We start from the raw sequence: 11,345 nt of genomic DNA on the forward strand, positions 1-11,345 counted from the left end.
TGAGCCTACCGCTCTGAGCCTGATCCCGCCTGCTGTCGTCTTGACCCTGGCGCTCTCCTACGTCGCCCTATTCTGGGGGCCGTTTCCGGTCTGTTACTGCTGTCGTCTACGCAGTCGCTGAACAAATTTTCCAAAACCGTCCTGAAGGTCATGCAAGGCGAAACCATCGGTTGGCTGATCCTGGTATGCGGCAGTTTCTGCGCCTTGAGTGCATAGTTGTGTGTACCGGTGGCGCACTGGCTTATGGGCGTGCTGCGTTGACGCTGACCAAGGGCCGGCGCTCTTCGTTGTTGATGACCTTTGTCCAGGGCGTGGTGATCTTCGTCGCTGATTGCCTCAATGCCCTGACCGTGGATGAAGCCATGAAGCGGGTTCTCGATTGCTTCAAGAGCTCCCGCGAGATGCTCGATCAGATGGTCGATGGATTCAAGGCCCTGTTGCCGGCTATCGGCATCGGCAACGTCATTGCCGCCTTTATCTTCAAGGGGTGTGCGCTCAGCTGATGCTGCCGCGGTCTGCGGTGGAGTCGCTCAAGCCCTATATGAGCCCACGGATACTGCCTGCCATGGCGTTTCTGGCCATGGCCGTGTTGGCTTTTGCCACGGGCTCGTCCTGGGGCATCTTCGCCGTGAGCATTCCCATCGTCATGCCCCCGGCCTATGCGTTGCAGGCCGATATTCCCTGGGCCATAGGTGCGCTGCTGACGGCTTCGGGCTTCGGGCTTCGGCGGCCAAGGCTGTTTCTACGGTGATTCCAGCGTATTGGCGGCCCAAGGCTCCGGTTGTAACCCGATCGGCCATGCCTTGACTCAGTTGCCCTATAGCCTGATCGCCGCGGGGTTGGCCTTTGTCGATTTCGTGCTCGTCGCTTGAGTCGGGCGAGCGGGAAAACAACGGGTCCTGGTGGCCCGTTTATTGTCCAGAGGATGAAAGATTATAACTATCGAGTTGTTACGCTTGATAAATTGGTTCTCATGTCCAAGCGGGTCTAGGCTTGTTCCATCGTCGGCCGCAGTCGATGGGGCCGACCCGCTTAGGAGAAAGGAGAGAACCATGTCGAACCAAGGTAAATGCCCGTTCAATCACGTCGCTGGCGGTGGCACGACCAACAAGGATTGGTGGCCGAACCAGTTGCGTGTGGATTTGCTCAATCAGCACTCTGAAAAGTCCAACCCGCTGGGCGCGAAGTTCAACTACGCCGAGGAATTCAAGAAGCTCGACTACAAGGCGCTCAAGGCGGACCTGGTCAAGCTGATGACCGACAGCCAGGACTGGTGGCCGGCCGACTTCGGTCACTACGGCCCGCAGATGATTCGTATGGCCTGGCACGCCGCCGGCACCTACCGCACCACCGACGGTCGCGGTGGCGGCGGTCGCGGCCAGCAGCGTTTCGCCCCGCTGAACTCCTGGCCGGACAACGTCAATATCGATAAATCACGCCGCCTGCTCTGGCCGATCAAGCAGAAGTACGGGCAGAAGATTTCCTGGTCCGATCTGTTCATTCTCGCCGGCAACGTGGCGCTCGAATCCATGGGCTTTCGCACCCTCGGCTTTGCTGCCGGTCGTGACGATGTGTGGGAGCCGGACATGGACGTGAACTGGGGGGCCGAGATTGCCTGGCTGGGCGTGGATCCGGAACGGGTCACCGGCGACCGCGAATTGACCGCGCCGTTCGGCGCCACCCACATGGGCCTGATCTACGTCAACCCGGAGGGCCCAAACGCCAGCGGCGACTACCTGGAAGCAGCCAAGGACATCCGCACCACCTTCACCCGCATGGCCATGGACGACGAGGAGACCGTTGCCCTGATCGCCGGCGGTCATACCTTCGGCAAGACCCACGGCGCCGCGCCGGAGTCGCACAAAGGGCCGGAGCCCGAGGCTGCGCCAATCGAGGCGCTGGGCCTGGGCTGGATCAGTGACTTCGGTAGCGGTCACGGCAAGGACAGCATCTCCAGCGGTATCGAAGTCACCTGGAGCAAGACCCCGACGCTGTGGAGCAACAACTTCTTCGAGAACCTGTTCAACTACGAGTGGGAGCTGACCCAGTCGCCGGCCGGCGCCAAGCAGTGGGTGGCCAAGGATGCGCCGGAGATCATTCCGGACGCGCATATTCCGGGCAAGTTCCACAAGCCGACCATGCTCACCACCGACCTGACCCTGCGTTTCGATCCCGAGTTCGGCAAGATCTCCAAACGCTTTCTGGACGATCCGCAGGCCTTCGCCGATGCCTTCGCCCGCGCCTGGTTCAAGCTGATCCATCGTGACATGGGACCGAAGGCCCGTTATCTCGGCCCGGAAGTGCCGAAAGAGGATCTAATCTGGCAAGACCCGCTGCCGGCGCCGGCACATAACCCGAGCGCGGCCGATATCGCCGACCTCAAGGCCAAGATCGCCGCCTGCGGACTGTCGGTTGGCGATCTGGTCTCCGTGGCCTGGGCCTCGGCCTCGACCTTTCGCGGCGGCGACAAGCGCGGCGGTGCCAACGGTGCGCGTCTGGCCCTGGCTCCGCAGAAGGACTGGGAGGTCAATCAGCGCGCCATCAAGGCCCTGCCCAAGCTGCTCGAGATCCAGGCAGCGTCCGGCAAGGCCTCGCTGGCCGACGTGATAGTGCTGGCAGGTAATGTCGGCGTGGAGCAGGCCGCCAAGGCCGCCGGCGTGAGCGTGGCTGTGCCCTTCGCTCCGGGGCGGGTGGATGCAGCGCAGGATCAGACCGATGTCGAGGCCTTCGCCCTGCTGGAACCTGTCGCCGACGGCTTCCGCAACTACCGCAAGGGCAGGCTCGGTGTACCGACCGAGACCATGTTGATCGACAAGGCTCAGTTGCTGACCTTGAGCGCGCCGGAGCTGACCGCGCTGGTCGGCGGCCTGCGCGTGCTGGGGGCCAACCATGACGGCAGCCAGGATGGTGTGTTCACCGACAAGGTCGGCGTGCTGAGCAACGACTTCTTCGTCAGCCTGCTCGACATGGGCACCGAGTGGAAGGCGGTGGGGGCCGAGACGGAAACCTTCGAGGGCAAGGATCGTAAGAGCGGCAAGGTGAAATACACCGGCACCCGCAACGACCTGGTCTTCGGTTCCAACGCGGTGCTGCGTGCTTACGCGGAGGTCTACGCCAGCAGCGATGGCACGGAAAAACTGGTCAAGGACTTCGTCGCGGCCTGGACCAAGGTCATGAACCTGGACCGCTTCGACCTCGCTTGACCTGCAGCCGGTGGAGCGCCGTATGGCGCTCCACCGGCTGCATTCAACCAACCGTGCGACGCCTCCCTCGTGGAGGCGTTGTGCTTTTAGCTTGACCGTGGCGAACGGCCAGCGGAGCATTCGGCCATTCCACGGATGCAGCAAGGATTCCAGGTATGCAGGGCCACATCGAAGTCATCGATTATTTGAAAATGCTGCTCAAGGGCGAGCTGGCGGCGCGCGATCAGTACTTCGTGCATTCGCGTCTGTATGAGGATTGGGGGTTCAGCAAGCTCTACGAGCGCATCAACCATGAAATGGAAGAAGAGACTCAGCACGCCGATGCGTTGTTGAAGCGGATTCTGTTTCTCGAAGGCACGCCGGATATGACCCCGGATCCCTTCATGTTCGGTCAGACGGTGTCGGAGATGCTCAAGCTCGATCTGGCCCTGGAGTACCAGGTACGCGCGGCCTTGAGCAAAGGCATCGCGCTGTGTGAGCGGCACCAGGATTATCAGAGCCGCGACATCCTGCTGGTTCAGCTCAAGGACACCGAGGAGGATCATGCCTATTGGCTGGAGATTCAGCTGGGGCTGATCGACAAATTAGGCCTGGAGAACTACCTGCAGGCGCAGATGTAGGTGCATCGATAGCAACGAAAAGCCCCGAAATATTCGGGGCTTTTCTTATTGCGCCGCTATTCGTCGTGCGGGTTTGGCAGGGGCTCGTCGACTTCCTGCCCGGGGCGCAGCAGGTGATCCGCTTCGGCCGGATCCTGGGTTAGCAGGCTGCCGTCGGCGCTGGCTACCAGCAGTGCTTCGAGCATTTCCCTGACGTTGTTGCGCAGCATGCCGATGGACTTCTGTCCGCGGCTGTTCAGCCCGGTTATCTCCATCAAGATACTGCCGCCCAGTGGTCCTTCGGCACCCTTGGCAAGGCTCTCGCTGGCCAGCAGCGCGTAAGCGTTACGAGCAATGCCGGGCTCGCCACCGCCACGGCGAATGCTGCCGTCCGGACGCTGGTAGTAATAGTTGCTGATTTCCATATGGCCGATCTGCATGGAGCGCTTCTTCATCACCAGAGCCATCTGCTTCGACAGGTCGACCGCGTCCTGAGCGACCTCGGCGTTGGTCGGCCAGGCGATCGAGGCAGTCACCTGACGTCCGGGGCGATTGGCCTGTGGGTCGGCGTCGTCGAGCACGACGGCTGGGTTCTGGTTGTGTACATCGACCATCCACATGGGTTGATAGCGGTCATAAGCGCTGCGCACCGCCAGGGCTTCCGGCACCGGGTTCTGGCTTGGATTGAAATGCGCTTGGTCGGCCAGCCCTGGATTGCACAGCACCTGAGTGCTCTGGCTCCAATCCGGCCAGTGGTAGCGGTTGATGTCGTAGCTCCATTGACGCGGGCCATCTTCGGTCGTGTAGGCGGTGACATTGGCACCCAGACCCTGGTCGAGTTTGCTCGGGTCCAGGCTGCCATCCGCGCGCAGACAGCTGGCGGTGGTTTGCGGCGTGCTGAAATCGACGTTGCCGCGGGTGGCGAGTGCGGTTCCGTCGGGGTTGACGCGGGGAATGAACAGCACTTGCAGGTTAGCCAGCACCTGCTCGGAGAAAGAACCGCCGGACGCCAGCTTGCGAATCAGGTCGAGGGCTGCTTCGGTGCCGTGGGGTTCGTTGCCGTGCTGCTGGGTGATGATCATCACCGCAGGGTTATCCGGTTTGCCCAGGCGTGCCAGCCAGATCGGCCGGCCTTCGCCGCTGGTGCCGGTCTGTTCGAGGCTGAGTACTCCGCCGGAGCGACGCGCCACACCGGCGAGTTGCTCATACAGCTGGGCATTGCTCATGAAACCTTCGAGCGAGACATGCTGTTGCTCGTTGAGCCATGGCCCATTCGGTTGGGAGGCAGTAGCAATCACGGGGGTAAGACCTGCGCCAAGCAGGAGGGCGGCAAAAGTCAGGCGCATCGGGAACACTCCTTGTAGATGACAGAATGTCCCGCCAGCACTGTCCGGGGGACTCCAGTTTGACCTGGCCCAGGCGCAGAGGTTGCGTTTGCCGAGAAGCTGCTGAGGTTTAATCGCGGGTGCGACGAAACCTCAGCAGGCCATCGGCTTCAGTTGGCGATGCGGGCTCGTTCCAACACCGGCTTGAGGAAATAGCCGGTGTGCGACTGCGGCATCTCGGCGACTTCTTCCGGAGTGCCGCAGGCGATGATTTGGCCACCCTTGGAGCCGCCTTCCGGGCCGAGGTCGACCAGCCAGTCAGCGGTCTTGATTACGTCCAGATTGTGCTCGATCACCACCACGGTGTTGCCGTGGTCGCGCAGACGATGCAGTACGTCGAGCAGTTGCTGGATATCGGCGAAGTGCAGGCCGGTGGTCGGCTCGTCGAGGATATACAGGGTCTTGCCGGTGTCGCGCTTGGACAGTTCGCGCGACAGCTTGACCCGCTGCGCCTCGCCGCCGGACAGCGTCGTCGCGCTCTGGCCCAGCTTGATATAGGACAGGCCTACATCCATCAGGGTTTGCAGCTTGCGCGCCAGGGCCGGTACGGCATCGAAGAACTGTCGTGCTTCCTCGATGGTCATTTCCAGCACCTCGTGGATGTTCTTGCCTTTGTATTTCACTTCCAGGGTTTCGCGGTTGTAGCGTTTGCTCTTGCACACATCGCAGGGCACGTAGATGTCCGGCAGGAAGTGCATCTCCACCTTGATCAGGCCGTCACCCTGGCAGGCTTCACAGCGTCCCCCTTTGACATTGAAGGAGAAGCGTCCGGGGCCGTAGCCGCGCGAGCGTGACTCGGGCACGCCGGCGAATAGCTCGCGGATCGGGGTGAACAAACCGGTGTAGGTGGCCGGATTGGAGCGCGGCGTGCGGCCAATTGGGCTCTGATCGATGTCGACCACTTTGTCCAGGTGCTGCAGGCCGTCGATGCTGTCGTGAGCGGCGGCTTCCAGGGTGGTGGCGCCGTTAAGAGCCGTGGCGCTGAGTGGGTAGAGGGTGTTGTTGATCAGGGTCGACTTGCCCGAACCGGATACCCCGGTGACGCAGGTCAGCAGACCGATCGGAATATCCAGGTCGACATTGCGCAGGTTGTTGCCGCGTGCGCCTTTGATCTTCAGGGACATCTTCTTGTCCCAAGGGGTGCGCTTGTCTGGCACCGCGATCCTCACCCGCCCGGACAGGTATTTGCCGGTCAGCGAGTCCGGGTGGGCCATGACGTCGGCCGCAGTGCCCTGGGCGACGATCTGGCCGCCATGCACGCCGGCGCCGGGACCGATATCCACCACGTAGTCGGCCATGCGAATGGCGTCTTCGTCATGCTCGACCACGATCACCGTGTTGCCGATATCGCGCAGGTGGCGCAGGGTGCCGAGCAGGCGTTCGTTGTCGCGTTGGTGCAGGCCGATGGACGGCTCGTCGAGGATATACATGACCCCGACCAGGCCGGCGCCGATCTGGCTGGCCAGGCGGATGCGCTGGGCTTCGCCACCGGACAGGGTATCGGCGCTGCGGTCCAGGGTCAGGTAGTCCAGGCCGACGTTGACCAGGAACTGCAGACGCTCGCGGATTTCCTTGAGGATTTTCTCGGCAATCTCGCCGCGTCGTCCGGGTAGCGCCAGGCTGCCGAAATACTCGGTGGCTTCGCCGATGGGCATGCCGCTGACTGCCGGCAGGGTTTTCTCGCCGACCCATACATGCCGCGCCTCACGACGCAGGCGGGTGCCGCGGCAGTCCTGGCAGGACTGGGTGCTGAGGAACTTGGCCAGCTCTTCACGCACGCTGGCCGACTCGGTCTCGCGATAGCGGCGATCCAGGTTCGGCACTATGCCTTCGAACGGATGGGCGCGCTTGACGATATCGCCACGGTCGTTCAGGTAGCGGAAGTCGACGCTCTGCGTACCGCTGCCGAACAGGATGCATTTCTGATGTTCGGCGGCCAAGTCGTCGAAGGGGATCTCCAGGCCGAAACCGTAATGGGCAGCCAGAGAGCCGAGCATCTGGAAGTAATAGACGTTGCGTCGGTCCCAGCCACGGATTGCACCCTCGGCCAGGGTCATCTCGCCGTTGACCAGGCGCTTGATGTCGAAGAACTGCTTCACCCCCAGGCCGTCGCAAGTCGGACAAGCACCGGCCGGGTTGTTGAAAGAGAACAGCTTGGGCTCCAGCTCGCTGATCGAATGACCGCACAGCGGGCAGGCGAAGCGCGCGGAAAAAATAATCTCTGCGCCGTCTTCACCTTCCATCGGGGCAATCAGCGCCAGGCCGTCGGCCAGCTTGAGCGCGGTCTCGAACGATTCGGCCAGGCGCTGCTGCAGATCGCCACGGGCCTTGAAACGGTCGACCACAGCATCGATGCTGTGCTTCTTCTGCTTATCCAGCTTGGGCAGTTCGTCCAGCTCGTAGATCTTGCCGTTGACCCGCACCCGGACGAAGCCCTGGGCGCGCAGTTCATCGAACACGGCCAGGTGTTCGCCCTTGCGCTCACGGATCACCGGCGCCAGCAGCATCAGCTTGCTGCCTTCGGGCAAGGCCAGCACCTGGTCGACCATCTGGCTGACGGTTTGCGCTTCCAGCGGCAGATCGTGGTCCGGGCAGCGTGGAATACCCGCACGGGCATAGAGCAGGCGCAGGTAGTCGTAGATCTCGGTGATGGTGCCGACAGTTGAGCGCGGGTTGTGCGAGGTGGATTTCTGCTCAATGGAGATCGCTGGAGACAGGCCTTCGATGGTGTCGACGTCAGGCTTTTCCATCATCGACAGGAACTGCCGGGCATAGGCCGATAGCGACTCGACATAGCGGCGCTGGCCCTCGGCGTAGAGGGTGTCGAAGGCTAGCGAGGACTTGCCCGAGCCGGACAGGCCGGTGATCACGATCAGCTTGTCGCGCGGCAGGGTCAGGTCGATGTTTTTCAGGTTATGGGTGCGGGCACCCCGGATCACAATCTTGTCCACAAACAGCGGCCTCGCATGGCGGGCGGGAAACCAGTGAGTATACGGCCCCGTGACACAGCGCGGCAAAGCGTGACGGCTGTGCCGCGTCGAGCGGTGCTGCTAGAATCGGCGCCTATTTCATCAAGGCGTGTCCCATGTACGATCCCTACAGCGAGCGCATGAGTGGCGGTGAAACCCGTGCGGTCGCTGGGCTGGCGCTGGTATTTGCCTTCCGCATGCTTGGCATGTTCATGGTCCTGCCGGTATTGGCGACCTACGGCATGGAGTTGCGCGGCAGTACACCGGCGTTGATTGGCCTGGCCATTGGCGCCTATGGCCTGACCCAGGCCTTCCTGCAGATACCCTTTGGCATGCTCTCCGACCGTATTGGTCGGCGTCCGGTGATCTATGCCGGGCTGCTGATTTTCGCCGCCGGCAGTCTGTTGGCCGCCAATGCCGACTCGATCTGGGGCGTGATTGCGGGTCGTGTGCTGCAGGGGGGCGGGGCGATTTCCGCGGCGGTGATGGCGCTGCTCTCCGATCTGACCCGAGAGCAGCACCGCACCAAGGCCATGGCCATAATCGGCATGAGCATCGGTCTATCCTTCGCCGTGGCCATGGTGGTCGGTCCGCTGCTGACCCGCGCCTTTGGTTTGTCCGGGTTGTTCCTGGCCACAGCGGCCATGGCCCTGCTCGGCATCGTCATCGTCGCCGGGGTGGTGCCGCGAACGGCCGGGCCGCTGCAGCACCGTGAGTCTGGCGTTGCTCGGCAGGCGTTATTGCCGACCTTGAAACATACCGACCTGTTGCGCCTGGACTTCGGTATCCTGGCCCTGCATGCGATTCTGATGGCCAGCTTCATCGCCTTGCCGCTGGCGCTGGTGGAGCAGGGCGGGCTGCCCAAGGAAGAGCACTGGTGGGTGTACCTGACCGCGCTGTTGATCGGCTTCTTCGGCATGGTGCCGTTCATCATCTATGGCGAGAAAAAGCGCCACATGAAGCGCGTGCTGCTCGGCGCCGTGGCGGTGCTGCTGGCCTGTGAGCTGTATTTCTGGCAGTTCGGAAGCAGCTTGCGTGCACTGGTACTGGGCATCGTGGTGTTTTTCACCGCGTTCAATCTGCTGGAGGCTTCGCTGCCGTCACTAATCAGCAAGGTTGCGCCTGCCGGCGGCAAGGGCGCGGCGATGGGGGTGTACTCGACCAGTCAGTTTCTCGGTGCTGCGCTGGGCGGTATTCTCGGGGGTTGGCTGTACCAGCATTACAGCCTGTCGGGGGTGTTCCTCGGTTGCGCCGGCATGGCTCTTCTCTGGCTAGTCTTTGCTGTTACTATGCGTGAACCGCCTTATGTCACCAGTCTGCGCTTGCCGCTTTCAGCCGCGGCATTGCACGAAGTGGGGTTGGCCGAGCGTTTACAGGCAGTGCCCGGAGTGGCGGATGCTGTGGTGGTGCGTGATGAAGCGGCCATCTATATCAAAGTGGATACCCAACAATTGGATCGCATGTCCCTCGAGCGCCTGATCGAAGCGGCGCCGGCGACGTGCTGACAGCTATAGGAGAATGTTATGGCCCGTGGGGTTAACAAAGTTATTCTGATCGGTACCTGCGGACAGGATCCGGAAACGCGTTATCTGCCCAGCGGCAACGCAGTGACCAACCTGAGTCTCGCCACCAGCGAGCAGTGGACCGACAAGCAGACCGGCCAGAAGGTCGAGAAAACCGAGTGGCACCGTGTCTCGCTGTTCGGCAAGGTTGCTGAAATCGCCGGCGAATACCTGCGCAAAGGTTCGCAGGTGTATATCGAAGGCAAGCTGCAGACTCGCGAGTGGGAAAAAGACGGCATCAAGCGTTACACCACCGAGATCGTCGTCGACATGCAGGGCACCATGCAGCTGATTGGTGGCCGTCCGGATAACGCCGGTGGCGATTCGGCGCCACGTCAGCAGCGCCCGGCGCCGCAACGTGAACAGCAGCAGCAGCAGCAGCAGCAGGCGCCGCGTCCGGCTCCGCAGCAGCAGGCCAAGCCGGCGCAGGATTTCGACAGTTTTGACGACGACATCCCGTTCTAGTGCCCTCGTAAGGGTTAAATATAAGGTTTCAAATTTAAACCCCTGTAGCTCTCATTCAGTTACAGGGGTTTTTCTATGCGCGTGATAATGGCTGCTCCTGGGCATTTTGCGTCGGGGTTCGGAGCTCTGTTCGAGGTTCAGGTCGATGCCCGAGCGTTGCGCGCCGCGGCCTGTAGCAGCAGCCAGTCGACCAGCTCGGCTAACTGCGGAGAGGGTTCTGGGCGTTCTGGGTAGACCAGGAAATAGGCATCGCCGGTGCGCACCTTCAGCTCGAAGGGCGTGGCCAGGCGCCCGGCTTCCAGGTCTTCGCCGATCAGCGACCAGTCGCCGATGGCCACGCCGAGGCCCTGCGAGGCCACCGTCATGGCTAGATCCAGGGTGTCGAAATGCTGACCCTTGCCGATGCTGTTGACTGTGGTGCCGGCGGCCTTCAGCCAGGCCTCCCAGTCGCGCTGGTCGCGCGTGGGGTGCAGCAGGGTATGGCGTTCCAGGTCGGCCGGCTGGCTGAGTGGCTGCGGGCCGCTGAGCAGTTGCTGCGCACAGACCGGGGTGAGCAGCTCATCGAATAGGTGGTGCGCCACCAAGGCGGGGCCGGGTTGGCTGCCGAACACCACGGCCGCGTCGAACTCCTCACCACGAAAATCCACCGAGTGCTGCACGGTAGTCGTCAATTCCACGGGCACGTCCGGGCGCTCGGCCTGCCAGTGCATTAGCCGCGGTAGCAACCAGCGCATGACGCAGGTCGGTGCCTTCAACCGCAGCGCCTCGCGCCGCGCGCCCACTCGTTCGACCGCCTCGCCGATCAGGCCGAATGCCTGCTGGATCTGCGGAAACAACTCGCGGCCTTGCGCGGTCAGGCTCAGCCCGCGGGCCTGGCGCTGGAACAACGGGTAGCCCAGGTGACTCTCCAGACCGGCGATCTGCCGGCTCACCGCACCCTGGGTGATGTGCAGGAGTTCGGCTGCGCGGGTGAAGTTGCAGCACTGGGCGGTGATCACGAAGGTATGCAGCGCAGGCAGAGGTGGAAGCCGTTTCATGGAGGCTCAGCTATGCAGTGAGGACATGCCTAGTATGACTATTTTTGCATTGTCCGGTGGTTGGGCAGGGGGTCAAATTGGACCTTGGCTGCACTTTTTCGCAGATCTGCGACGCATCCGCGCGG

Annotated in this window: 9 protein-coding genes; 6 read left to right on the forward strand and 3 right to left on the reverse strand. The window is 62.3% G+C overall.

Going from position 1 to position 11,345, the window contains the following annotated elements:
* Positions 1-185 precede the first annotated feature (185 nt).
* The 4 genes from VCJ09_RS02625 to bfr all read left to right on the forward strand — a co-directional run bounded on the left by VCJ09_RS02625 (position 186) and on the right by bfr (position 3,823).
* The gene (locus tag VCJ09_RS02625; protein ID WP_324733003.1) at positions 186-503 is read left to right on the forward strand and encodes a hypothetical protein; all 318 of its coding nucleotides are present in this window, start codon (positions 186-188) and stop codon (positions 501-503) included.
* Positions 503-751: a hypothetical protein gene (locus VCJ09_RS02630; RefSeq protein WP_324733004.1), complete on the forward strand. Its 249-nt coding sequence runs from the start codon at positions 503-505 to the stop codon at positions 749-751. The genes VCJ09_RS02625 and VCJ09_RS02630 overlap by 1 nt, the downstream gene beginning before the upstream one ends.
* Positions 752-1,052: 301 nt before the next feature.
* On the forward strand, positions 1,053-3,203 hold the full coding sequence (katG, locus tag VCJ09_RS02635; RefSeq protein WP_324733005.1) for a catalase/peroxidase HPI: 2,151 nt from the start codon (positions 1,053-1,055) through the stop codon (positions 3,201-3,203).
* A gap of 155 nt (positions 3,204-3,358) precedes the next feature.
* Positions 3,359-3,823 (forward strand): bacterioferritin, encoded by a 465-nt coding sequence (gene bfr, locus VCJ09_RS02640; RefSeq protein ID WP_324733006.1) that lies wholly within the window; start codon positions 3,359-3,361, stop codon positions 3,821-3,823.
* Positions 3,824-3,879: 56 nt separating this feature from the next.
* On the opposite strand, the gene VCJ09_RS02645 is transcribed toward bfr, so the two are convergent.
* Both VCJ09_RS02645 and uvrA read right to left on the reverse strand, forming a co-directional pair.
* A complete protein-coding gene (locus VCJ09_RS02645; RefSeq protein WP_324733007.1) occupies positions 3,880-5,148 on the reverse strand; it encodes a M14 family zinc carboxypeptidase in 1,269 nt (422 codons plus the stop codon).
* Positions 5,149-5,297: 149 nt separating this feature from the next.
* Positions 5,298-8,138: an excinuclease ABC subunit UvrA gene (uvrA, locus tag VCJ09_RS02650; protein WP_324733008.1), complete on the reverse strand. Its 2,841-nt coding sequence runs from the start codon at positions 8,136-8,138 to the stop codon at positions 5,298-5,300.
* Positions 8,139-8,272: 134 nt separating this feature from the next.
* Here uvrA and VCJ09_RS02655 point away from each other — a divergent pair, with 134 nt between their 5' ends.
* Positions 8,273-9,661: an MFS transporter gene (locus VCJ09_RS02655; protein WP_324733009.1), complete on the forward strand. Its 1,389-nt coding sequence runs from the start codon at positions 8,273-8,275 to the stop codon at positions 9,659-9,661.
* An 18-nt stretch (positions 9,662-9,679) separates the two neighbouring features.
* Positions 9,680-10,183 carry a single-stranded DNA-binding protein gene (locus tag VCJ09_RS02660; protein WP_324733010.1) on the forward strand — a complete coding sequence of 168 codons (504 nt, stop codon included), beginning with the start codon at positions 9,680-9,682 and terminating at the stop codon, positions 10,181-10,183.
* 137 nt (positions 10,184-10,320) lie between these two features.
* Here the strand turns inward: VCJ09_RS02660 and VCJ09_RS02665 are convergent, their stop codons facing one another.
* Positions 10,321-11,220: a LysR substrate-binding domain-containing protein gene (locus VCJ09_RS02665; RefSeq protein ID WP_324733011.1), complete on the reverse strand. Its 900-nt coding sequence runs from the start codon at positions 11,218-11,220 to the stop codon at positions 10,321-10,323.
* Between the last annotated feature and the right edge of the window lie 125 nt (positions 11,221-11,345).

The organism is Pseudomonas paeninsulae, assembly GCF_035621475.1.
Taxonomy (GTDB): Bacteria; Pseudomonadota; Gammaproteobacteria; order Pseudomonadales; family Pseudomonadaceae; genus Aquipseudomonas; species Aquipseudomonas paeninsulae.

Bases quoted from the DNA above. Each gene is read 5' to 3' on its own strand.
- VCJ09_RS02625 (WP_324733003.1), top strand. From the start codon at position 186: ATGCGGCAGTTTCTGCGCCTTGAGTGCATAGTTGTGTGTACCGGTGGC.
- VCJ09_RS02630 (WP_324733004.1), top strand. From the start codon at position 503: ATGCTGCCGCGGTCTGCGGTGGAGTCGCTCAAGCCCTATATGAGCCCA.
- katG (WP_324733005.1), top strand. From the start codon at position 1,053: ATGTCGAACCAAGGTAAATGCCCGTTCAATCACGTCGCTGGCGGTGGC.
- bfr (WP_324733006.1), top strand. From the start codon at position 3,359: ATGCAGGGCCACATCGAAGTCATCGATTATTTGAAAATGCTGCTCAAG.
- VCJ09_RS02645 (WP_324733007.1), bottom strand. From the start codon at position 5,148: ATGCGCCTGACTTTTGCCGCCCTCCTGCTTGGCGCAGGTCTTACCCCC.
- VCJ09_RS02655 (WP_324733009.1), top strand. From the start codon at position 8,273: ATGTACGATCCCTACAGCGAGCGCATGAGTGGCGGTGAAACCCGTGCG.
- VCJ09_RS02660 (WP_324733010.1), top strand. From the start codon at position 9,680: ATGGCCCGTGGGGTTAACAAAGTTATTCTGATCGGTACCTGCGGACAG.
- VCJ09_RS02665 (WP_324733011.1), bottom strand. From the start codon at position 11,220: ATGAAACGGCTTCCACCTCTGCCTGCGCTGCATACCTTCGTGATCACC.